The sequence below is a fragment of the Cellulosimicrobium cellulans genome (assembly GCF_007679345.1).
Taxonomy (GTDB): Bacteria; Actinomycetota; Actinomycetes; order Actinomycetales; family Cellulomonadaceae; genus Cellulomonas; species Cellulomonas cellulans_A.
The window spans coordinates 26,045-49,269 of sequence record NZ_VEGH01000011.1 but is presented as its reverse complement, the minus strand read 5'-3'; the positions used below and the strand labels follow the sequence as shown (position 1 = coordinate 49,269).

At 71.7% G+C, this 23,225-nt stretch carries 16 protein-coding genes; all 16 read right to left on the bottom strand.

What is annotated here, in order from left to right; translation table 11 throughout:
* Positions 1–6: 6 nt before the first annotated feature.
* Positions 7–309, bottom strand: a complete 303-nt coding sequence (rplW, locus tag FS882_RS14800; RefSeq protein ID WP_154728246.1) for a 50S ribosomal protein L23 — start codon at positions 307–309, stop codon at positions 7–9.
* Positions 306–998 carry a 50S ribosomal protein L4 gene (gene rplD / locus FS882_RS14795; protein WP_147796935.1) on the bottom strand — a complete coding sequence of 231 codons (693 nt, stop codon included), beginning with the start codon at positions 996–998 and terminating at the stop codon, positions 306–308. Before rplD ends, rplW begins: the two co-directional genes overlap by 4 nt.
* Before the next feature lie 5 nt (positions 999–1,003).
* Positions 1,004–1,663 (bottom strand): 50S ribosomal protein L3, encoded by a 660-nt coding sequence (gene rplC / locus FS882_RS14790; RefSeq protein WP_158374050.1) that lies wholly within the window; start codon positions 1,661–1,663, stop codon positions 1,004–1,006.
* Between the two features lie 23 nt (positions 1,664–1,686).
* Positions 1,687–1,995, bottom strand: coding sequence for a 30S ribosomal protein S10 (rpsJ, locus tag FS882_RS14785; RefSeq protein WP_122147693.1), 309 nt, complete (start codon positions 1,993–1,995; stop codon positions 1,687–1,689).
* Positions 1,996–2,398: 403 nt separating this feature from the next.
* Positions 2,399–3,370, bottom strand: a complete 972-nt coding sequence (locus FS882_RS14780; RefSeq protein ID WP_158374049.1) for a hypothetical protein — start codon at positions 3,368–3,370, stop codon at positions 2,399–2,401.
* A gap of 241 nt (positions 3,371–3,611) precedes the next feature.
* On the bottom strand, positions 3,612–4,802 hold the full coding sequence (gene tuf / locus FS882_RS14775) for an elongation factor Tu (RefSeq protein WP_158374047.1): 1,191 nt from the start codon (positions 4,800–4,802) through the stop codon (positions 3,612–3,614).
* A 121-nt stretch (positions 4,803–4,923) separates the two neighbouring features.
* Positions 4,924–7,041 (bottom strand): elongation factor G, encoded by a 2,118-nt coding sequence (gene fusA / locus FS882_RS14770; protein ID WP_158374044.1) that lies wholly within the window; start codon positions 7,039–7,041, stop codon positions 4,924–4,926.
* 42 nt (positions 7,042–7,083) lie between these two features.
* Positions 7,084–7,554 carry a 30S ribosomal protein S7 gene (gene rpsG / locus FS882_RS14765; protein WP_122147699.1) on the bottom strand — a complete coding sequence of 157 codons (471 nt, stop codon included), beginning with the start codon at positions 7,552–7,554 and terminating at the stop codon, positions 7,084–7,086.
* A 4-nt stretch (positions 7,555–7,558) separates the two neighbouring features.
* Positions 7,559–7,927, bottom strand: a complete 369-nt coding sequence (rpsL, locus tag FS882_RS14760; protein ID WP_122147700.1) for a 30S ribosomal protein S12 — start codon at positions 7,925–7,927, stop codon at positions 7,559–7,561.
* 442 nt (positions 7,928–8,369) lie between these two features.
* Positions 8,370–12,239 carry a DNA-directed RNA polymerase subunit beta' gene (locus tag FS882_RS14755; RefSeq protein WP_158374042.1) on the bottom strand — a complete coding sequence of 1,290 codons (3,870 nt, stop codon included), beginning with the start codon at positions 12,237–12,239 and terminating at the stop codon, positions 8,370–8,372.
* A gap of 121 nt (positions 12,240–12,360) precedes the next feature.
* Positions 12,361–15,867, bottom strand: a complete 3,507-nt coding sequence (rpoB, locus tag FS882_RS14750; protein WP_158374040.1) for a DNA-directed RNA polymerase subunit beta — start codon at positions 15,865–15,867, stop codon at positions 12,361–12,363.
* Positions 15,868–16,405: 538 nt separating this feature from the next.
* On the bottom strand, positions 16,406–16,798 hold the full coding sequence (gene rplL, locus FS882_RS14745; RefSeq protein WP_147794369.1) for a 50S ribosomal protein L7/L12: 393 nt from the start codon (positions 16,796–16,798) through the stop codon (positions 16,406–16,408).
* An 81-nt stretch (positions 16,799–16,879) separates the two neighbouring features.
* Complete coding sequence (gene rplJ / locus FS882_RS14740; RefSeq protein ID WP_154728239.1) at positions 16,880–17,410, bottom strand: 50S ribosomal protein L10; 531 nt, start codon at positions 17,408–17,410, stop codon at positions 16,880–16,882.
* Positions 17,411–17,742: 332 nt separating this feature from the next.
* Positions 17,743–20,721: an FAD-binding and (Fe-S)-binding domain-containing protein gene (locus FS882_RS14735; RefSeq protein WP_158374037.1), complete on the bottom strand. Its 2,979-nt coding sequence runs from the start codon at positions 20,719–20,721 to the stop codon at positions 17,743–17,745.
* Between the two features lie 115 nt (positions 20,722–20,836).
* On the bottom strand, positions 20,837–21,277 hold the full coding sequence (locus FS882_RS14730; protein ID WP_154728237.1) for an OsmC family protein: 441 nt from the start codon (positions 21,275–21,277) through the stop codon (positions 20,837–20,839).
* 123 nt (positions 21,278–21,400) lie between these two features.
* Complete coding sequence (locus FS882_RS21405) at positions 21,401–22,918, bottom strand: D-alanyl-D-alanine carboxypeptidase family protein (RefSeq protein ID WP_222848233.1); 1,518 nt, start codon at positions 22,916–22,918, stop codon at positions 21,401–21,403.
* Between the last annotated feature and the right edge of the window lie 307 nt (positions 22,919–23,225).

The following is a 23,225-nucleotide window of genomic DNA, read 5'->3' as shown; positions in this document are numbered from 1 at the left end:
GCCCGGTCAGCCGACCGGTCCGCCGAAGATGTCGATCGTGCCCTCGCGGAGGGTGACGATCGCGCGCTTCGTGTCCTTGCGCTTGCCGGTGCCGGAACGGGTCCGCCGCGTCTTGCCCTTGCGGTTGATCGTGTTCACGGAGTCGACCTTGACCGAGAAGACCTGCTCGACGGCGATCTTGATCTCGGTCTTGTTCGCGCGCGGGTCGACGATGAAGGTGTACTTGCCCTCGTCGAGCAGCCCGTAGCTCTTCTCGGAGACGACCGGCGCGATCAGGATGTCGCGGGGGTCCTTGGCGACGGTGGTCACTTGGCGTCCTCCTCGGCCTCGGACGACGTCGCGACGGCGGTCGCGCCGCGGCCCTTGACGGGACCGGCGAGGAACGTGTCGAGCGCGCCCTGGGTGAACACGACGTCGTCGGAGACGAGCACGTCGTAGGTGTTGAGCTGGTCGGCGACGAGCAGGTGGACCCGCTCGACGTTGCGCAGCGACTTCCAGGCCAGCTCGTCCGCGCGCTCCACGACCACGAGGACGTGCTTGCGGCCGGACAGCGTGTCCAGGACCTGCAGCGCGGCCTTGGTCGACGGCGCCTCGTTGACACCGAAGCCGGTGACGACGTGGACGCGGCCGGCGCGGGCGCGGTCCGAGAGAGCACCGCGGAGCGCCGCGGCCTTCATCTTCTTCGGGGTCCGCTGGGAGTAGTCGCGCGGGGTCGGGCCGTGGACGGTGCCACCGCCGGCGAACTGCGGCGCACGGGTCGAACCCTGGCGGGCGCGGCCGGTGCCCTTCTGCTTGTACGGCTTCTTGCCACCACCGCGGACCTCGCCGCGGGTCTTGGTGTCGTGGGTGCCCTGGCGCGCGGCGGCGAGCTGGGCGACGACCACCTGGTGGATCAGCGGGACGTTCGTCTGCGCGTCGAACACCTCACCGGGCAGGTCGGCCGTACCGGCCTTCTTGCCCTGGGCGTCGAGCACGTCGACGGTCAGCGTCTCGGACATGAGGCTCATGCCCCCTTCACGGCGGTACGCACGACGACGACGCCACGCTTCGGGCCCGGAACCGCGCCCTTGAGCAGCAGCAGACCCTTCTCGGCGTCGACCGCGTGGACGGTCAGGTTCTGGGTGGTCTGACGGGCGGCGCCCATGCGACCGGCCATCCGCAGGCCCTTGAACACGCGCGACGGCGTCGAGGCGCCACCGATCGAGCCCGGCTTGCGGTGGTTGCGGTGCGCACCGTGGGAGGCGCTGACACCGGCGAACCCGTGGCGCTTCATGACACCGGCGGTGCCCTTGCCCTTGGTGGTGCCGATGACGTCGACCAGCGCGCCGGCCTCGAAGGCCTCCGCGGTGATCTCCTGGCCGAGGGTGAACTCGGCGGCGTTCGGCGTCCGGATCTCGGCCACGTGCCGACGGGGGGTGACCCCCGCCTTCTCGAAGTGGCCCTTCAGCGGCTTCGTGACCTTGCGCGGGTCCACCTGGCCGTAGGCCAGCTGCACCGCGGCGTAGCCGTCGGCCTCAGCGGAGCGCACCTGGGTCACGACGTTGGTGCCGACCGAGACCACGGTGACGGGGACGAGACGCCCGTTGGCGTCCCACACCTGCGTCATGCCGAGCTTCGTGCCGAGCACCGCCGTGACGGGGCGCGCGTTCTGCTGGGTAACCATGAAAGATCAGTTCCTTCCCAGCGTCAGAGCTTGATCTCGATGTTCACGTCGGCCGGCAGGTCGAGACGCATGAGCGAGTCGACCGCCTTCGGCGTGGGATCGATGATGTCGATGAGCCGCTTGTGCGTCCGCATCTCGAAGTGCTCGCGGCTGTCCTTGTACTTGTGGGGCGACCGGATGACGACGAAGACGTTCTTCTCCGTCGGGAGCGGCACCGGACCCACGACCGTCGCACCAGCGCGGCTCACCGTGTCGACGATCTTGCGCGCCGAGCTGTCGATGACCTCGTGGTCGTAGGACTTGAGCCGGATGCGGATCTTCTGTCCCGCCATGGCGTCGTCTGCTTCTCTCTCTCGAACTGCTTGGTGTCCGACCCCCGCACTCGGGCGTGTCGCGATTCGCGACGTTCCTCCGCGCCGGCCCCGGCCGGGTGCGCGGGGCGCGCGCCGGCTGGGACGAGGTCGTTGTGGTGATCGGGTCCGACGCCGGGTGACCCCGGGCTTGCTGCTGGACCCGCACGCGTCCCGTGCCCGCTCTCGGGGTGTCCGGGCGCACGCGCGCAGACACCCCCGTCGTCGGGCAACTTGTCTAGTGTGCCAGCCGGGACCCGAAAGGTCCAACCGGACCTGCATCACACCCGCGCGATCACGCGCCCCGGCCCCGCGCAGCGCCGCTCGCGCCCAGCGCGCCGACTGCGCCGAGCGCGGCAGGTCCAGCCGAGCGCGGTGGCCCAGGCTACCGCGCTCGGCGCGGAGCACCGCGCTCGGCGCCCGGCCGCACGCCGAGCAGGCCGGCGGCGCTCAGCAGGCCGCGCAGGCGCGCGGGGTCGAGGGCGTCCTGCCAGGTCCAGCGGACCACGCGGATCCCGTGGGAGCGGATGCGGTCCTCCCGCTGCTTCTCCGCCCAGAGCCGCTCCTCCACCGCGCGGGTGTCGCCCACGCCGTCCGTCCGGTACTTGAGCCGACCGTCGAACTCCCCCACCAGGCGCCGGTCGGGCCACCAGAAGTCGACCCGCCCGATGAACCCGTCCCCGTCACGCAGCTCCTGCTGCAGCACCGGCGCCGGTGCCCCGGCCTCGCGCATGCGCACCCGGCTCAGGGACTCCCCCGGCGACTCCGACCGGCCGTCCGCGAACGCGAGGACGTCGCGGGCCTGCCGCACACCGCGCGCCGACCCCCGCGCCGCGAGCACGTCCCGGGCGCTGTCGACGTCGAGGCCCAGCCGTCCGAGCGCGTGGTCGGCCGCGACCACCGCCGACGCGAACGGCTCGGTGCACGCCAGGTCGACCACGGTCCTGGCCAGGGCCGTCACCCGCAGGCTGTCACGGGTCACCGGCACCGGCGGCTGAGCCGTCGACCACTTCCGCACACCGGGCGCCGACCGCCCGCCGCCGGCCGACGGCACGAGCACCTGGACGTCGTCGGGCCACGGACCCAGCGTCGGCAGCCCCCACACCGCCGCCGCGGACCGGTGCGAGAAGACGGGGTCGCGCAGCGCACCGGCGGCGGCGCGGACCCGCAGCAGGTGGCGATCCGCTCCGCGCGCGTCGTCCCACGACGGCGCGGCGCAGTACACACCGCGGCGGACTCGGCGCAGGACACCCCGGCGCACGTCCCGTGCCAGACCGTCCACGTTCTCGCCCCTGGCGCGCAGGAGCGCGGGCGTCAGGAGGGGGGCGGCCGCCGTCTCGGAGTGCGTGGAGCTCATCCGCCCACGCTGCCACCCAGCGACCCGCCCTCGCCGTCGTCCCCAGGGCGGATCTGCCCCGGTCGCCGAGCGCGGGAGATCCCGCCGAGCGCGGGAGATCCCGCCGAGCGCGGTGCCTCCAGCTACCGCACCGGGCTGGGCCTGCCGCGCTCGGCAGCGGCACGCCCCCGGGCACGCAGGAGGGCCCGGGTGCCGAAGCACCCGGGCCCTCCCGGTCGATCAGTCCCCCGTGGGGGTCAGATCACTTGATGATCTTGGTGACGCGGCCCGAGCCGACGGTGCGGCCACCCTCGCGGATGGCGAAGCCGAGGCCCTCCTCCATCGCGATGGGCTGGATCAGCGTCACGGAGATCTCCGTGTTGTCGCCGGGCATGACCATCTCGGTGCCCTCGGGCAGCGTGATGACGCCGGTGACGTCCGTGGTCCGGAAGTAGAACTGCGGACGGTAGTTCGAGTAGAACGGGTTGTGACGCCCGCCCTCGTCCTTGGCCAGGATGTAGACCTGGCCCTCGAACTCGGTGTGCGGGGTGATCGAGCCCGGCTTCACGACGACCTGGCCGCGCTCGACGTCCTCGCGCTTGGTGCCGCGGAGCAGCAGACCGCAGTTCTCGCCGGCCCAGGCCTCGTCCATCTGCTTGTGGAACATCTCGATGCCGGTGACCGTGGTCTTCTGCGCCGGGCGGATGCCGACGATCTCGACCTCGGAGTTGATCTGCAGCTTGCCGCGGTCGACCTTGCCGGTGACGACGGTGCCACGACCGGTGATCGTGAAGACGTCCTCGATCGGCATGAGGAACGGCTTGTCCATGTCACGCACCGGCTCCGGCACGGACTCGTCCACGGCGTCCAGCAGGTCCTCGACGGACTTGACCCACTGCGGGTCGCCCTCGAGGGCCTTCAGGCCGGAGACGCGGATGACGGGCGCGTTGTCGCCGTCGAAGCCCTGCGACGACAGCAGCTCGCGGACCTCCATCTCGACGAGCTCGAGGATCTCCTCGTCGTCGACCATGTCGGACTTGTTGAGCGCCACGAGCAGGTAGGGCACGCCGACCTGGCGGGCGAGCAGGACGTGCTCGCGCGTCTGGGCCATCGGGCCGTCGGTGGCGGCGACCACGAGGATGGCGCCGTCCATCTGCGCCGCACCCGTGATCATGTTCTTGATGTAGTCGGCGTGACCCGGCGCGTCGACGTGAGCGTAGTGACGCTTCTCCGTCTGGTACTCGACGTGCGCGATGTTGATCGTGATGCCGCGCTGCTTCTCCTCGGGCGCCTTGTCGATCTCGTCGAACGGCGTGAAGGGGTTCAGCTCCGGGTACTTGTCGTGCAGCACCTTCGAGATGGCAGCGGTCAGCGTCGTCTTGCCGTGGTCGACGTGACCGATGGTCCCGATGTTGACGTGCGGCTTGGTCCGCTCGAACTTCGCCTTGCCCACTGGGTCCTCCTCAGGACTCTGGTGTAGAGATTGCCGAACGATGCGGGGGGCCGTGCGGCCCCCCGCGGACGTGCGGTCCTACGGGTCGGTTGGGTGGTCGTTCTTGGTTCGACCTGTGGGACTACTCGCCCCGGGTCTTCTTGATGATCTCGTCGGCAACATTCCGAGGCACCTCGGCGTAGCTGTCGAACTGCATCGAGTACACCGCACGACCCTGGGTCTTGGACCGCAGGTCGCCGACGTACCCGAACATCTCGGAGAGCGGCACCTGGGCGCGGATCACCTTCACGCCCGTCGCGTCCTCCATGGACTGGATCATGCCGCGACGCGAGTTGATGTCGCCGATGACGTCGCCCATGTAGTCCTCGGGCGTGCGCACCTCGACGGCCATGATCGGCTCGAGGAGGACCGGGTCCGCCTTGCGGACGGCCTCCTTGAGGATCATCGAGCCGGCGATCTTGAACGCCATCTCGGACGAGTCGACGTCGTGCGCCGCACCGTCGAGCAGCGTGGCCTTGATGCCGACCAGCGGGAAGCCGGCCAGCACGCCGAGCTGCATGGCGCTCTGGATGCCCTGGTCGACGGACGGGATGTACTCGCGCGGGACGCGACCACCGGTGACGGCGTTCACGAACGCGTACATCTCGCCGTCCTCGGACACCAGCGGCTCGAAGGTCATCTGGACCTTCGCGAACTGGCCCGAGCCACCCGTCTGCTTCTTGTGGGTGTAGTCGATCTTCTCCACCGTGCGGCGGATCGTCTCGCGGTACGCCACCTGCGGCTTGCCGACGTTCGCCTCGACCTTGAACTCGCGACGCATGCGGTCGACGAGGATGTCGAGGTGGAGCTCGCCCATGCCGCCGATGACGGTCTGGCCGGTCTCCTCGTCCAGGCGGACGCGGAAGGTCGGGTCCTCCTCGGCGAGCTTCTGGATCGCCGTGGAGAGCTTCTCCTGGTCGGCCTTCGTCTTGGGCTCGATGGCCACGTCGATGACCGGCTCGGGGAAGGTCATCGACTCGAGGATGACCTGCGCGTTCATGTCCGACAGGGTGTCACCGGTGGTGACGTCCTTGAGACCGATGAACGCGTAGATGTGGCCGGCCGTGGCCTCGTCGACCGGGTTCTCCTTGTTGGCGTGCATCTGGAAGATCTTCCCGATGCGCTCCTTCTTGCCCTTGGTCGAGTTCATGACCTGGGCGCCCTGCACGACCTTGCCCGAGTACACCCGGATGAAGGTGAGCTTGCCGAAGAACGGGTGCGCGGCGATCTTGAACGCCAGGGCCGAGAACGGCTCGGTGGCGTCCGGGTGCCGCTCGATGACGACCTCCGGGTCCTTGACGTCGTGGCCCTGGATGGCCGGGACGTCGAGGGGCGACGGGAGGTAGTCGACGACGGCGTCGAGCATGGGCTGGACGCCCTTGTTCTTGAACGCCGAGCCGCACAGGACCGGGAACGCCTCGCCGGAGATGGTGAGCTTGCGGATGCCGGACTTGATCTCGGCGACCGTGAGCTCCTCACCGCCCAGGAACTTCTCGAGCAGCTCGTCGTCCGTCTCGGCGACGGCCTCGAGCAGCTCGCTGCGGAACTGCTCGGCCCGCTCCTGGAGGTCGGCCGGGATCTCCTCGATCTCGTACTTCGCGCCCATCTCGGTCTCGCCGCGCCACACGAGCGCGCGCATCTCGACCAGGTCCACGACGCCGATGAAGTCGTTCTCGGAGCCGATCGGCAGCTGGATGACCAGCGGCTTGGCCTTGAGGCGGTTCACGATGGTGTCGACCGTGAAGTAGAAGTCCGCACCCAGCTTGTCCATCTTGTTGACGAAGCAGATGCGCGGGACCTCGTACTTGTCGGCCTGGCGCCACACGGTCTCCGACTGGGGCTCCACGCCCTCCTTGCCGTCGAACACCGCGACCGCGCCGTCGAGCACGCGCAGCGAGCGCTCCACCTCGACGGTGAAGTCCACGTGACCGGGCGTGTCGATGACGTTGATCTGCGTCTCGTTCGACTTGCCCTTGTTCCAGAAGGCGGTCACAGCAGCGGACGTGATCGTGATGCCACGCTCCTGCTCCTGCTCCATCCAGTCCGTGGTCGACGCGCCGTCGTGGGTCTCGCCGATCTTGTAGTTGACGCCCGTGTAGTACAGGATCCGCTCGGTCGTCGTGGTCTTGCCGGCATCGATGTGCGCCATGATGCCGATGTTCCGGACCTTGTTCAGGTCCGTGAGCACGTCCAGTGCCACAGGTTCAGCCCCTCGGTAGTGGGGTCCGCCCTACTGCTGGGATTACCAGCGGTAGTGGGCGAACGCCTTGTTGGACTCGGCCATCTTGTGCATGTCCTCGCGGCGCTTCACCGCGGCGCCCAGGCCGTTGCTGGCGTCGAGGATCTCGTTCATGAGGCGCTCGGTCATGGTCTTCTCGCGGCGAGCCCGCGAGTAGTCCGTGAGCCAGCGCAGCGCGAGCGTGGTCTGGCGGACGGGGCGGACCTCGACCGGGACCTGGTAGGTGGCGCCACCGACGCGGCGGGAGCGGACCTCGAGCGACGGGCGGACGTTGTCCAGCGCGCGCTTGAGCACGACGACCGGGTCGCCCTGGGTCTTCTCGCGGACGCCCTCGAGCGCGCCGTAGACGATGGCCTCGGCGACGGACTTCTTGCCGTCGAGGAGGACCTTGTTGATGAGCTGCGTGACGACCGGCGAGCCGTAGACGGGGTCGACGATCAGCGGCCGGCGGGGGGCGGGACCCTTACGAGGCATCGGTTCAGCCCTTCTTCGCGCCGTAGCGGCTGCGCGCCTGCTTACGGTTCTTCACGCCCTGGGTGTCCAGAGCACCACGGATGATCTTGTAGCGCACACCGGGCAGGTCCTTCACGCGACCGCCGCGGACGAGCACGATGGAGTGCTCCTGCAGGTTGTGGCCCTCACCGGGGATGTAGGCCGTGACCTCGATGCCCGAGGAGAGCTTGACGCGCGCGACCTTGCGGAGAGCCGAGTTCGGCTTCTTCGGGGTGGTCGTGTACACGCGGGTGCAGACACCGCGGCGCTGCGGGCTGCCCTGCAGGGCAGGTGTCTTCGACTTGTTCGTCTTCGGCGTCCGGCCCTTGCGGACCAGCTGCTGGATCGTAGGCACTACGTCTCCGTCTTGTTGATGAGTCTGGTCTGACCGGCACCCGTCACCCTGGACGGCCGGCTTGGTCCGGATCGTCGCCCGTCGCGCGACTACCCCGGGGGGTCTTGCGTCCCGAACCGACCCCCGCACCCGGGCGTGTCGGCCCCTCCTGGTCCGCGCACCGGCTCCCGGGGGTCCGGGATCGGGATGCGGTGGGGGCTGTCCACCCGGCGCCCGAGGTGGTCACCCACCTGAGCGCGCGCGAGGGCCCGACGGCGCGGGCACGGTGTCCCACGTTACTCGGCCGTCACCCCAGGGTCAAAGCACCTGGTGATGGTCGGGCGGTGGGACGTCGATCACAACAGCGGGGACCCCGTGGGTGTTCCCGCTCCCCCGCACGGCCGAGGGGGCCCGGTCACGCACGCGGCGCGACCGGACCCCCTCGGACCGGTGAGGCTCGAGATCAGCGGTAGTCGCCGAAGTCGATGTCCTCGAGCGGGATCGCCTCGCCCGAGCCGAGGCCCAGGGCGGGGAAGTCGATCTCGTCGTAGCCGAAGGACGGGTACAGCTCGGCCTTCGCCTCCTCGGTGGGCTCCACCGACACCTCGTGGTAGCGGGGCAGGCCCGTACCGGCGGGGATCAGCTTGCCGAGGATCACGTTCTCCTTCAGGCCCAGCAGCGGGTCGGAGCGGCCCGACATCGCGGCCTCGGTGAGGACGCGGGTCGTCTCCTGGAAGGACGCCGCCGACAGCCACGAGTCCGTCGCGAGCGACGCCTTCGTGATGCCCATCAGCTCCGGACGACCCGAGGCCGGCTGACCGCCCTCGGCGACCGCCCGGCGGTTCGCGTCCTCGAACCGGCCGCGCTCGGCCAGCTCGCCCGGCAGCAGGTCGGTGTCACCCGAGTCGAGCACGGTCACGCGCCGCAGCATCTGCCGCACGATGACCTCGATGTGCTTGTCGTGGATGTCCACGCCCTGGGAGTTGTAGACCTCCTGGACCTCGTCCACCAGGTGCTTCTGCGTGGCGCGCGGGCCGAGGATGCGCAGGACCTTCTTCGGGTCCACCGCACCCTGGACCAGCTGCGTGCCGACCTCGACGTGGTCGCCGTCGGACACGAGCAGGCGCGAGCGCTTGGTGATCGGGTAGGCGATCTCCTCCGAGCCGTCGTCCGGCGTCAGCACGATGCGCCGCGTCCGGTCCGCCTCGTCGATGGCGATGCGGCCGGAGAACTCGGCGATGGGGCTCTCACCCTTGGGGGTGCGGGCCTCGAAGAGCTCCTGGACACGCGGCAGACCCTGCGTGATGTCCTCGGCCGACGCGACACCACCGGTGTGGAAGGTGCGCATCGTCAGCTGCGTGCCGGGCTCACCGATGGACTGCGCCGCGATGATGCCGACGGCCTCGCCGATGTCCACCAGCTTGCCGGTGGCCAGGGAGCGGCCGTAGCACTTCGCGCAGGTGCCGACGCGCGACTCGCAGGTGAGCACGGAGCGGACCTTGAGCGACTCGACGCCGGCCGCCAGCAGGCGGTCGAGCAGGACGTCGCCCACGTCGTCGCCCGCGTTCCCGATGACCTCGCCGTCGATCTCGACGGCGGTGGCCAGGGTGCGCGCGTAGACGCTGGTCTCGACCTTGTCGTGCCGGCGCAGGGCACCGCCGGTGCCCGGGACGCCGATCGGCATGGTCAGGCCGCGCTCGGTGCCGCAGTCCTCCTCGCGGACGATGACGTCCTGGGAGACGTCCACCAGACGACGGGTCAGGTAGCCCGAGTCGGCGGTCCGCAGCGCGGTGTCCGCCAGACCCTTGCGGGCGCCGTGCGTCGCGATGAAGTACTCCAGGACCGACAGGCCCTCGCGGTAGTTGGACTTGATCGGGCGGGGGATGATCTCGCCCTTCGGGTTCGCCACGAGGCCGCGCATGCCGGCGATCTGGCGGACCTGCATCCAGTTACCACGCGCACCCGAGCCGACCATCCGGAACACGGTGTTGCGGGCGGAGAAGTTCTCCTGCATCGCCTTGGCGACCTTGTCGGTGGCCTGCGTCCAGATCTCGATGAGCTCCTGACGACGCTCGTCGTCGGTGATGAGGCCCTTGTCGTACTGGCCCTGCACCTTCGCCGCGCGCGCCTCGTGCTCGGTGAGGATCTCCTGCTTGGCGGACGGGGCCGCCACGTCGGAGATCGCGATGGTCACGCCCGAGCGGGTGGCCCAGCGGAAGCCGGCCTCCTTCAGGGCGTCGAGCGAGGCGGCGACCTCGACCTTCGGGTACCGCTCCGCGAGGTCGTTGACGATCACGGAGAGGCGCTTCTTGTCGACGACGCCGTTCTCGTACGGGTAGTCCACCGGCAGCAGCTCGTTGAACAGCGCCCGGCCGAGGGAGGTCTCGAACAGGTACGGCTGGTCGGCGGAGAAGCCCTCGGGCTCCTGGCCGGGGCCGAACACGAGGCCCTCCATGCGGATCTTGACGACCGCGTTGAGGTCCAGCGAGCCCTGGTCGAACGCCATGATCGCCTCGGACACCGAGCTGAACGCCCGGCCCGCACCCTTCGCGTCCTCCTTGTCGGAGGTCAGGTGGAACAGGCCGATGATCATGTCCTGCGAGGGCATGGTCACCGGACGGCCGTCCGACGGCTTCAGGATGTTGTTGCTCGAGAGCATGAGGATGCGGGCCTCGGCCTGCGCCTCCGCGCTCAGGGGCAGGTGGACGGCCATCTGGTCGCCGTCGAAGTCGGCGTTGAACGCGCCGCAGACGAGCGGGTGCAGGTGGATCGCCTTGCCCTCGACCAGCTGGGGCTCGAACGCCTGGATGCCGAGACGGTGCAGCGTGGGCGCACGGTTCAGCAGCACGGGGTGCTCGGTGATGACCTCCTCGAGCACGTCCCACACGACCGGGCGCGCGCGCTCGACCATGCGCTTGGCCGACTTGATGTTCTGCGCGTGGTTCAGGTCGACCAGGCGCTTCATCACGAACGGCTTGAACAGCTCGAGCGCCATCTGCTTGGGCAGACCGCACTGGTGCAGCTTGAGCTGCGGGCCGACGACGATGACCGAACGGCCGGAGTAGTCGACGCGCTTGCCGAGCAGGTTCTGGCGGAACCGGCCCTGCTTGCCCTTGAGCATGTCGGAGATCGACTTCAGCGGGCGGTTGCCGGGGCCCGTGACCGGGCGGCCGCGGCGGCCGTTGTCGAACAGCGAGTCCACGGCCTCCTGGAGCATCCGCTTCTCGTTGTTGACGATGATCTCCGGCGCGCCCAGGTCCAGGAGCCGCTTGAGGCGGTTGTTCCGGTTGATGACGCGGCGGTACAGGTCGTTCAGGTCGGACGTGGCGAACCGGCCGCCGTCGAGCTGCACCATCGGGCGCAGGTCCGGCGGGATGACCGGGACGGCGTCCAGCACCATGCCGGTCGGCGAGTTCGTCGTGGTGAGGAACGCGTTGACGACCTTGAGGCGCTTGAGCGCACGGGTCTTCCGCTGGCCCTTGCCGGAGCGGATGATCTCGCGCAGGTTCTCGGCCTCGGCGTCCAGGTCGAACGCCTCGAGGCGCTTCTGGATCGCCGCGGCGCCCATCGACCCCTCGAAGTAGTTGCCGTAGCGGTCCTGCAGCTGGCGGTAGAGCAGCTCGTCGCCCTCGAGGTCCGCGACCTTGAGGTTCTTGAACTTGTCCCAGATGGTGTCCAGGCGCTCGATCTCGGCGTCCGCGCGCTTGCGGATCTGCGCCATCTCGCGCTCGGCCGAGTCGCGGACCTTGCGGCGCGCGTCGGCCTTGGCACCCTCGGCCTCGAGCTCGGCCAGGTCGGCCTCGAGCTTCGACGCGCGGGTGTTGATGTCGTTGTCGCGGCGGTCCGCGATCTCCTTGCGCTCCAGGTCGATCTCGTTCTGGAGGTTCGGGAGGTCCTCCTGGCGGCCGTCGGTGTCGACCCACGTGATCATGTACGCCGCGAAGTAGATGACCTTCTCGAGGTCCTTCGGGGCGAGGTCGAGCAGGTAGCCGAGGCGCGAGGGGACGCCCTTGAAGAACCAGATGTGCGTGACGGGCGCGGCCAGCTCGATGTGGCCCATGCGCTCACGACGCACCTTGGAACGGGTCACCTCGACGCCGCAGCGCTCGCAGATGATGCCCTTGAAGCGCACGCGCTTGTACTTGCCGCAGTAGCACTCCCAGTCCCGGGTGGGGCCGAAGATCTTCTCGCAGAAGAGCCCGTCCTTCTCCGGCTTCAGGGTGCGGTAGTTGATGGTCTCGGGCTTCTTGACCTCGCCGTGCGACCAGGTCCGGATGTCGTCGGCCGTGGCCAGGCCGATGCGCAGCTCGTCGAAGACGTTGACGTCGAGCAAGGGGTCCTACTTCCTTCGCATGCCGGTGCGCGCGGGGCGCCTCGTTCCGGCGGAATGGAGATGCTGCAAGGGGTGCGGGCGGCCCGCCGGCCCCGGGGAGGGGGCCGGCGGACGCTCGGCGTCAGATCTCGTCGACGGTGCTCGCGGCGTTCGGGCGGCGCGAGAGGTCGATGCCCAGCTCCTCGGCGGCGCGGTACACCTCGTCGTCGTTCTCCCGCATGTCGATCGACACGCCGTCGGAGGACAGCACCTCCACGTTCAGGCAGAGGGACTGCATCTCCTTGAGGAGCACCTTGAAGGACTCCGGGATGCCCGAGTCGGGGATGTTCTCGCCCTTGACGATGGCCTCGTACACCTTCACGCGGCCCGGGATGTCGTCCGACTTGATGGTCAGGAGCTCCTGCAGCGTGTAGGCCGCGCCGTACGCCTCGAGGGCCCACACCTCCATCTCGCCGAACCGCTGGCCGCCGAACTGCGCCTTACCACCCAGCGGCTGCTGCGTGATCATCGAGTACGGACCGGTCGACCGGGCGTGGATCTTGTCGTCCACGAGGTGGTGCAGCTTGAGGATGTACATGTAGCCCACGGCCACCGGGTCCGGGAACGGCTCGCCGGAGCGGCCGTCGAACAGCCGCGCCTTGCCGTCCACGCCGACCATGCGCTCGCCGTCGCGGTTCGGCAGGGTCGCGCCGAGCAGACCGGTGAGGGTCTCCTCCGGCACGCCGTCGAACACCGGCGTCGCGACCGGGACGCCCGGCTGCGACGACTTCGCGATGTCGGGCACCTGGTCGACCCAGGACAGGTCGCCCTCGGCCAGCTCGACGTTCCAGCCCTGCTTGGCGATCCACCCGAGGTGGACCTCCAGCACCTGGCCGACGTTCATGCGCCCGGGGACACCCATCGGGTTCAGGACGATGTCCACCGCGGTGCCGTCCGGGAGGAACGGCATGTCCTCGACGGGCAGGATCTTCGAGATGACGCCCTTGTTGCCGTGGCGGCCGGCGAGCTTGTCGCCGTCCGTGATCTTGCGGCGCTGGGCGATGTACACCCGGACGAGCTCGTTCACGCCGGCGGGCAGCTCGTCGCCGTCCTCGCGGTTGAACGTGCGCACCTCGATGACCGTGCCGGACTCGCCGTGCGGCACCTTGAGGGACGTGTCGCGGACCTCGCGGGCCTTCTCGCCGAAGATCGCGCGCAGCAGGCGCTCCTCCGGGGTCAGCTCGGTCTCGCCCTTCGGGGTGACCTTGCCGACCAGCACGTCGCCCGCGGAGACCTCGGCGCCGATGCGGATGATGCCGCGCTCGTCCAGGTCCGCCAGCACGTCCTCGGAGACGTTCGGGATGTCCCGGGTGATCTCCTCGGGGCCGAGCTTGGTGTCGCGGGCGTCGACCTCGTGCTCCTCGATGTGGATCGAGGACAGGACGTCGTCCTGCACGAGGCGCTGCGACAGGATGATCGCGTCCTCGTAGTTGTGGCCCTCCCACGACATGAACGCGACCAGCAGGTTGCGGCCGAGGGACAGCTCGCCCTCGTCCGTCGCCGGGCCGTCGGCCAGCACGGAGCCGACCTCGACGCGGGCGCCCTGGTCGACCAGCACGCGCTGGTTGTAGGACGTGCCCTGGTTCGAGCGGCGGAACTTCGCCACGCGGTAGGTGCTCGTCGTCGCGTCGTCGTTGGCGACCGTGATGAGGTCGGCCGACACCTCGGTGACCACGCCCGGCTTGCTCGCCACGATGACGTCGCCGGCGTCGACCGCCGCGCGCCACTCCATGCCGGTGCCGACCAGCGGCGCCTCGGAGCGGACCAGCGGCACGGCCTGGCGCTGCATGTTCGCGCCCATGAGCGCGCGGTTGGCGTCGTCGTGCTCGAGGAACGGGATGAGGGCCGTCGCGACCGACACCATCTGGCGCGGCGAGACGTCCATGTAGTCGACCGTCTCGGCCGGGACGTCCTCGGTGTCGCCGCCCTTGACGCGGACCAGGACGGTCTCGTCGGCGAACTTGCCGTCGGCGTCCACGGCCGCGTTGGCCTGGGCGATGACGTAGCGGTCCTCGTCGTCGGCGGTGAGGTAGTGCACCTCGTCCGTCACGCGGCCGAACTCGACCTTGCGGTACGGGGTCTCGACGAAGCCGAACGGGTTGATCCGCCCGAAGGTCGCGAGCGAGCCGATGAGGCCGATGTTCGGGCCCTCGGGGGTCTCGATCGGGCACATGCGGCCGTAGTGCGACGGGTGGACGTCGCGGACCTCCATGCCGGCGCGGTCGCGGGACAGACCACCCGGGCCCAGCGCGGACAGGCGACGCTTGTGCGTCAGGCCGGCGAGCGGGTTGTTCTGGTCCATGAACTGCGACAGCTGGGACGTCCCGAAGAACTCCTTGATGGAGGCCACGACGGGACGGATGTTGATCAGGGTCTGCGGCGTGATCGCCTCGACGTCCTGGGTCGTCATGCGCTCGCGCACGACGCGCTCCATCCGGGACAGGCCGGTGCGGACCTGGTTCTGGATGAGCTCGCCCACGGCGCGGATGCGGCGGTTGCCGAAGTGGTCGATGTCGTCCGTCTCGACGCGGACCTCGATCGCCTCGCCGTTGCGCTGCCCCGGCAGGGTCGCGACGTCGGCGTGCAGCGCGGCCATGTACTTGATCGCGGCGACGATGTCGTCCTTGGACAGCACCGAGTCGGCGAGCGGCACGTCGATGCCGAGCTTCTTGTTCAGCTTGTAGCGGCCGACCTTCGCGAGGTCGTAGCGCTTCGGGTTGAAGTAGAAGTTCTCGATCAGCGCGCGGCCGGCCTCGACGGTCGGCGGCTCGCCCGGGCGGATCTTGCGGTACAGGTCGAGCAGCGCCTCGTCCTGGGTCTGGACGTGGTCCTTCTCCAGGGTGTCGATGACGGCCGGGAACTGCGCGAACTCCTCGCGGATCTCCGACTCGGTCATGCCGAGGGCCTTGAGCAGCACGGTGGCGTTCTGCTTGCGCTTGCGGTCGACGCGGACGCCGACGTTGTCGCGCTTGTCGATCTCGAACTCCAGCCAGGCGCCGCGGCTCGGGATCATCTTGACCGAGAAGATGTCCTTGTCGGACGTCTTGTCGGCGGTGCGCTCGAAGTACACGCCCGGGGAGCGGACGAGCTGGGAGACGACGACGCGCTCGGTGCCGTTGATGATGAAGGTGCCGCGCTCGCTCATGAGCGGGAAGTCGCCCATGAAGACCGTCTGGCTCTTGATCTCACCGGTGGTGTAGTTCACGAACTCCGCGGTCACGAACAGCGGCGCCGCGTAGGTGAAGTCCTTCTCCTTGCACTCGTCGGCCGTGTACTTCGGCGGCTCGAAACGGTGCTCGCGGAACGACAGCGACATGGTGCCGCCGAAGTCCTCGATGGGGGAGATCTCCTCGAAGATCTCCTCCAGTCCAGCGGTCTCCGGGACGTCCTGCCGGCCGTTCTCGAGAGCGGCGGCGACGCGGGCCTGCCACTTCTCGTTGCCGAGCAGCCAGTCGAAGCTCTCCGTCTGGAGCCCGAGGAGGTCCGGGACCTCGAGGGGCTCGTCGATCCGGGCGAACGAGACGCGGCGGGAGATGGTGCGGTTCGCGATGGCTTCGGACGTTGCGGAGGAGGTGCGCGAGGCAGCCAAGAGGGGTCCTTCCCAGCAGATCGAGTTCCCTGCGACGGGCCCGGCGGTTCGCGACCCCCCGGCCACAGGCCCTGCGGGCATCGCGTACTACGATGCCGTCGGGCGCGGGTTATACGGGGTCGCGGGCACAGGCCAGCGCAAAGCGCTAGCGTAGTACAGACATGGCGCGATGTCCACGCGCCGTGGTATGGGGCGTGCGCCACACCTGGTGGGGCGGGCCTGAGCGGTCGGACCGGCAGCACGCCGTCGTGCCTCCGCCGGTCCCAACGCCCGCTCCCCCGCCGGCATTCCCGCCCGCGCCCCCGCGGGCTGCGCCCAGCGCGGTCGTTGCCGCCCAGCGCGGTCGTACCCGCCCAGCGCGGCCGTTCCCGCCCAGCGCGGTGGCTGTGACGAACGCGCTCGGCGCGGACCACCGCACTCGGCGGCTGCGTGTCTGCGCCCGGCACCCCCGGCCCCCGGGGACGACGCAGGCCCGCACCCCCAGGGGGTGCGGGCCTGCGTGCGAGGCGACCCGGCGGTCAGCGACCGCCGGAGCGGGTCACTTGAGGGTGACGGTGGCGCCGGCGCCCTCGAGGGCGGCCTTGGCCTTGTCCGCGGTCTCCTTGTTGACGTTCTCCAGGACCGGCTTCGGCGCGCCGTCGACGAGGTCCTTGGCCTCCTTCAGACCGAGCGAGGTGAGGCCGCGCACCTCCTTGATGACCTGGATCTTCTTGTCGCCGGCGGCCTCGAGGATGACGTCGAACTCGTCCTTCTCCTCCTCGGCGGCGGCCTCGGCACCGGCACCGCCGGCGGCGGGGGCGACGGCCACGGCGGCCGGGGCCGCAGCGGTGACCTCGAAGACGTCCTCGAACGCCTTCACGAACTCGGAGAGCTCGATGAGGGTGAGGCCCTTGAACTGCTCGATGAGCTCGTCGGTGGTGAGCTTCGCCATGATGGCGGTTCCTTCCGTTCGGTCCTCGCCGGTCGGGTCGACCGTGCGGGGCAGTGTGGGGAGCGCGTGAGCCGGGGTGGCTCAGGCAGCGGTGTCGGCGGTCTCCTGCTGCACGCGCAGCGCCTCGACGGTGCGCACGGCCTTCGAGGCGGGCGCGGTGAAGAGGTACGCCGTCTGGAACAGCTTGGCCTTCATCGCACCGGCCGCCTTGGCCAGCAGGACCTCGCGGGACTCGAGGTCCGCGAGCTTGGTGACGTCCGCAGCGGTCAGGGCGCGCCCGTCGAGGACACCGCCCTTGATGACCAGTGCGGGGTTCGCCTTGGCGAAGTCACGCAGACCCTTGGCGGCCTCGACCGGGTCACCGGTGACGAAGGCGATGGCGGACGGGCCCTTGAGCTCGTCGGCGATCCCCTCGATGCCGGCTTCCTTGGCCGCGATCGCGGTCAGCGTGTTCTTCACCACGGCGTAGTTCGCGTTGCCGCTCAGCGACCGGCGCAGCTGCTTGAGCTGCGCGACGGTGAGCCCGCGGTACTCGGTCAGCACGGCAGCGTTCGAGTCGCGGAACTGGTCCGTGAGCTCGGCGACTGCGGCTGCCTTGTCCGGCCTCGCCATGGCAATCCTTCCGATGGTGGTGCCGCCGGGCGTCGTCCTCGGCCCCGGCACGGAAAGAGCCCCGGCGCAGGCGCCGGGGCTCGCAGTCGAGGCGCTCGCGCGCCTCACCATCGAACATCGATCACCTGCGCGGGCCTCCGCGTGAGCGGGACTTCGGGCGGCCCCTGCGCGCGCCCCGCGGAGGCGGGGTGTGCACGGGAGCCGACGACCTGCGGTCTTGGGCAGCGACCAGAGTACGGCACGCGGCGCCGTCGCCCAAATCCGCTGGCCGGCCGCCCGCGCCCGCCGTGCCGAGGGAGGACCTCGCACGGCCCTGTCTCGGCGCGCGCGTCCTATCTCGGCGAGCGCGCCGCCGGCTTCTCCGGCTCGCCCCCGCCGGGCAGGTGCGCCGCCAGGAGCTCCGCGAGGTGCACGCCCTGCACGTCCGCCAGGTGGTCGGCCTGGGTGCGGCACGAGTAGCCGTCGGCCAGGAAGACGTCACCCGGCGCGGCCGCTCGCAGGGCCGGCAGCAGCGCGCGCTCGGCGACCTGGACCGACACGTCGTAGTGCCCCGCCTCCATGCCGAAGTTGCCCGCCAGCCCGCAGCAGCCGGCGAGCTCCGAGAACGACGCACCCGCCTCGGTCAGCAGGGTGTGGTCGGCCGTGTACGTCATCACGCTGTGGTGGTGGCAGTGCGGCTGCACGACGGCGGTGACGTCGGACAGGTCCGGCAGGCGCCAGCGGTCCCCCGGCCCGATCGGCGCGGGCGCGGTCAGCAGCTCCGCGAGCGTGCGGGTGGCGCGGGCGACGGCGACGGCCCGTGGGTCTCCCGGCAGCAGGTCGAGCAGGTCGGAGCGCAGCACCGCGGTGCAGGACGGCTCGAGCCCGACGATCGGCACGCCGTTCACCGCGTACGGCCCCAGCACCTCGAGCAGGTGCGTGAGCCGCTTGCGCGCGCCGTCGAGCTGCCCGGTCGAGATCCACGTGAGCCCGCAGCACGCGTCGTGCTCGGGCACCAGCACCTCGTAGCCGGCGGCCCGCAGCACCTTCACGGCCGCGACCGGCACCGACGGCGCGAGGCTGTCGCTGAACGAGTCGGTCCACAGCAGCACGGGCGGGCGGCCCGAGGTGCCGGTGACGGACAGCGCGCCGTCGCCCTGGGCGGTCGGCGCCGCACCGGGCCGCGCCTCGACCTCGCCGCGGCGCACCCGGGACCGGAACGGTGCCGGCGCGAACGCCACCATCTTCCGGCGGGTGTCCATGCCGCCGAGCTTCAGCACGACCTTCGCCAGCGGCCGGACGGACAGCGCGGCGTTGGCCAGCCGCGCCAGCCCCGGGACCCCGGTGACGAGCCGGGTCCACCGGGGCAGCCAGCCGAGCGCGTAGTGGTTCACCGGCCGCAGCCGGCCCCGGTAGGTGCGGTGCAGCACCTCGGCCTTGTACTGCGCCATGTCGACCCCGGCGGGGCAGTCCGAGGAGCAGGCCTTGCAGGACAGGCACAGGTCGAGGACGTCGTGCACCTCGGGCGAGGACCAGCCGCGGGACACCAGCGTCCCGTTCGCCATCTCCTGCAGGACGCGGGCGCGGCCGCGGGTCGAGTCCTTCTCGTCCTTCGTCGCCAGGTACGACGGGCACATGAACCCGCCGGCCGCCGACGAGTCCGCGCGGCACTTGCCGACGCCGACGCACCGGTGCACGGCGGTGGTGAAGTCGCCGTGGTCGTGCTCGAAGGCGAAGCCGCCGTGGCCGGCGGGGATCGGCCGGGCGTGCGGGCGACGCAGGTCGGCGTCCAGCGGACGGGGGCGGACCAGCACGCCGGGGTTGAGCAGGTCGTCGGGGTCGAGCAGCGCCTTGAACGCCTCGAACGCGCCGATGGCCTTCTCGGAGTACATGACGGGCAGCAGCTCGGAGCGGGCGCGGCCGTCGCCGTGCTCGCCGGACAGCGAGCCGCCGTGCGACGCGACCAGGTGCGCGGCGTCGGTCATGAAGGCGCGCATCGGGTCGCCGGACCGCTCCATCGGGACGTCCAGCCGCAGGTGGACGCAGCCGTCGCCGAAGTGCCCGTAGGCCAGGCCGTCGACGCCGTGCCGGGCCATGAGCGCCTCGAGCTCCCGCAGGTACCCGCCCAGCCGCTCGGGCGGCACCGCGGAGTCCTCGAACCCCGGCCACGCCTGCTCCCCCGACGGCGTCCGGCCGCCGAGGCCGGCCCCGTCCTCGCGGATGCGCCACATCGCGGCCGCCTCCGGCCCGGGCGGGAACACGCCGACCGCGCGGGTGCCGGCGTCGGCCGCGAGCGCGTGCGCCCGCTCCAGCGCCTCGTCGAGGGTGTCCCCGCCGACCTCGCACATCAGCCAGCCCGCGCCCTCGGGCAGCGGCGGGACGGCCGCGGCGCCCTTGACCCGGCGCACGACGTCCACCAGGCGGGCGTCCATGCCCTCGATCGCGAGGGGCCGGTGCGCCAGCAGGGCGGGGACCGCGTCGGCGGCCGTGGCCATGTCCGGGTAGCCGAGCACGACCAGCACCGGCGCCGCGGACACCGGCACCAGGCGCACCGTCGCGCCGAGCAGCGTGACCACGGTCCCCTCGGTGCCGACCAGCGCCTTGGCCAGGTCGGCCCCGTTCTCCGGCAGCAGGTGCTCGAGGGAGTAGCCCGACACCTGGCGGCCGAACCGGCCGAGCTCCGTGCGGAGGGTCGCCATCTCGGCGCGCACCAGGGCGTCCAGGCCCGCGACGGGCTCGAGACCCTTCCCGGCGGTGAACCGGCGGCCCCGCCCGTCGACGACGTCGAGCTCCAGCACGTTGTCGGCGGTCCGCCCGTACGCGACCGCGCGGGGACCGCAGGCGTTGTTGCCGATCATCCCGCCGAGGGTGGCGCGGGCCTGGGTGGACGGATCCGGGCCGAACCGCAGCCCGTGCGGGGCCGCGGCCTTCTGCAGCACCGCCATGACGACGCCGGGCTCCACCCGCGCGGTGCGCGCCTCGGGGTCGACGTCGAGCACCCGGTTCACGTGCCGCGACCAGTCGAGCACGACGCCCGTGCCGACGGCGTTGCCGGCGACCGACGTGCCGCCGCCGCGGGAGGTCACCGGGGCGCCCAGGCCGCGGGCGACGTCGAGGGCCGCGAGCGCGTCGTCCACGTCCCGGGGGAACACGACGACGGACGGGACGACGCGGTAGTTGGAGGCGTCGGTCGAGTACTCGGCGCGGCGGCGGGTGGAGTCGTCCACCCCGCCGGAGACGGCGGCACGCAGGGCGCGGACGAGCTCGGCGGCGTCGGGGCCGTCCGGCGTGCGGGGGTCGGCGCCCGGGGGGAGGGACGTGGCGGTCGGCACGCGGTCAGTGTTCCACCCGCCCGGGCGCTGAGTGGCGCACCGTCCAGGCCCCGGACGCGGCGACGCCCCCGCCGGCCCGGACGGGCGGACGGGGGCGCCGGAGACCGACGGCGGCTCAGGACTCCAGCGCGGCGTCGAGCGTGATCTCGGTGCCGGTGAGCGCCTTGCTGACCGGGCAGGTGGCCTTCGCGTCGTCGGCGGCCTTGAGGAAGCCCGCCTCGTCGAGGCCGGACACCTCGCCGCGGACGGTCAGCGCGATCCCGCTGATCCGGAAGCCGCCGGCCGGGTCGGGGCTCAGCGTCACGTCGGCGGTGACCTCCAGCGACTCCGGGGTGCCCCCGGCCTCGCCGATCAGCGCGGACAGCTGCATCGCGTAGCAGGACGAGTGCGCCGCCGCGATCAGCTCCTCGGGGCTGGTGGTGCCGCCGGCCTCGTCGGCCGCCCGCTTCGGGAACGACACGTCGTAGGTGCCGACCTTCGAGCTGGTGAGCTCCACCTGGCCGCCGCCCTCGTTGAGGGTGCCGTTCCAGGCGGTGCGTGCGGTGCGAGTGGGCATGTCGAGGCTCCTCACGAGTGGTGGCCGGGCGGCCGGACGGCCGCCGCGCTGCTCACCGTAGGTCGCCCCGACCGGCCCCGCACCCCCCGGGTCCCGGCGGCCGGGCCCGGGCACCCGCCGGGGTCAGCCGATGTACTCCCAGTGCCACGGCTCCGGCTTCGAGCCGGTCGAGCGGGCCCAGGCCGGCAGCGTCCAGCCGTACTCCTCGGCGTGCGCCAGCATCCAGTCGTGCTGGTCCGTGCCGAAGGTGTACGCGTTGCCGCCGAGGTCGATCGCGACGCCACCGCCGTGGTTCGACGTGCCCGGGGTGGCGCACAGGCTGCCCTTCTGCGCCCGGCACGCGACCTGCTGGCTGTAGGACCGGTAGGAGTCCGTGATCACCAGGGCGGTCCCGAACGCCTGGGTGAAGGCGACGTTCAGCTGCTCCAGCGCCTCCGCGGCGTCGCAGCGCAGCTCCTGGCCCGGCGCGAAGTCGAGCTCGCACAGCGCCGAGGACGGGATGCGGCCGTTCGCGTAGCCCTCGAGCGACGTCCGCTGGGCCTCCTTGCGGGCGGCCTCCGCGGCGACCCGGGCGGCCTCGGCGGCGGCCGCGGCCTCCTGCGCCTGCTGCGTGACGGTCTGCAGCTCCGCGGTCAGCGTCGCCACCCGGTCGCGGGCGGCGGTGAGGCGGACGGCGGCGGGGTCGGCGTCCGCGTCGGCCGAGGCCTCGGCCGTGGCGGCCGCACCGGTCGGCAGCGTCGACGGCGAGGCCGCGGGCTCGCCGGCGTCCTCGTCCGACGTGGTCTGCGCCCCGGCGGCGGCCGCGGCGTCCGCCAGCGCCGAGGAGCCGGCCTGCGCGACGGCGTCGGCCAGCGCCTCGCCGGACAGCACCGGCGCCGGGGTGCTCCCGGTGGCGGGCTGCAGCGCGCTGAGGGCCGGCTGCTCCGCCTGGGTCGCGGTGATCAGGGTGTCGAGCTCGGCGACCGCCGTGTCCAGCGCGGCGGTGGCGTCGGCGGGGACCGCGGCCGCGATCGCGTCGGCCTTGGCGTTGCCGGCCTCCTGGACGGTGCCGGCCGCGGCCACCACCGCCGCACCGCGCTCCTGCACCACCTGCGGGGTGAGGGTGGGCTCGGCGTCGGCGGCGCTGGGCGCGGGGGCCGGCTCCGTGTCCTTGCCGGCGCCGAACGAGGCGCCGCCCACGGCGGCCGGGGCGATGGCGAACCCGCCGACCCCGAGGGCGAGGCCCACGGCCACGGCGCCCTGCGCCATGCGCGCGGCGGACCGGCGCGGCGCGCGCCGGCGGCGGCGCTCCGCGCGGTTGGGGGCGTCCGCCGTGGCGAGGGTCGCCACGGGCACCCCGCGGGACGGCGTGCGCACGGACGCGCGGCCCTCGGCGCGGTGCGAGCCGCGGGCGGTCGCGGGCGCGGCGGCGCGGCGCCCGCCGGGGGCGGCGGCGCGGCGGCCGGCGGGGGCGGCGGACCGGCGGGTCGCGAACGCGTCGGCGGCGGGGGTTGCCTCGGCGGCGGGAGCCGGGTCCACGACGACAGGACCGTCCTGCGCGGGCCCGGCGGCCCGGCGGCCGCGCCGGGTGGCGGCGGGGGCGGGCGCGGCGGCGGAGGTGTCGGAGGGGGTGGGGGTGGAGGGGCGGAGGGAGGACGTCACGGCGGGGGGTGCTGCACCTTCGATCGGGGACGGGGCGGTCGACGCGCTCGGGCCCGAGGGGGTGGGCGTGCGGGCGTCGGTCCGGCCGGTGGGCGCGAGGGCGCCCACCTCCCGTCCGGGAACGGCAGGCGCCGGGGTCGTCGCGGCGGCCGGGGCCACGAGGTCGCGCTCGTCGCGCAGGACTGCGTGCCTGCCGCGGGACGTGCGCCGCGCGGCGGGCATGCTGTCACTCACGGTCGTCGAGGTTAGGCAGTGGACCTCGGGGTCGTTCAAGGGCCCGGCGACCGACTCGAGAAGATCCCGTGAC

Coding starts and splice junctions, on each gene's coding strand:
- rplD (WP_147796935.1), bottom strand. CDS start 998: ATGTCCGAGACGCTGACCGTCGACGTGCTCGACGCCCAGGGCAAGAAG.
- rplC (WP_158374050.1), bottom strand. CDS start 1,663: ATGGTTACCCAGCAGAACGCGCGCCCCGTCACGGCGGTGCTCGGCACG.
- rpsJ (WP_122147693.1), bottom strand. CDS start 1,995: ATGGCGGGACAGAAGATCCGCATCCGGCTCAAGTCCTACGACCACGAG.
- FS882_RS14780 (WP_158374049.1), bottom strand. CDS start 3,370: ATGAGCTCCACGCACTCCGAGACGGCGGCCGCCCCCCTCCTGACGCCC.
- rpsG (WP_122147699.1), bottom strand. CDS start 7,554: ATGCCTCGTAAGGGTCCCGCCCCCCGCCGGCCGCTGATCGTCGACCCC.
- rplL (WP_147794369.1), bottom strand. CDS start 16,798: ATGGCGAAGCTCACCACCGACGAGCTCATCGAGCAGTTCAAGGGCCTC.
- rplJ (WP_154728239.1), bottom strand. CDS start 17,410: ATGGCGAGGCCGGACAAGGCAGCCGCAGTCGCCGAGCTCACGGACCAG.
- FS882_RS14730 (WP_154728237.1), bottom strand. CDS start 21,277: ATGCCCACTCGCACCGCACGCACCGCCTGGAACGGCACCCTCAACGAG.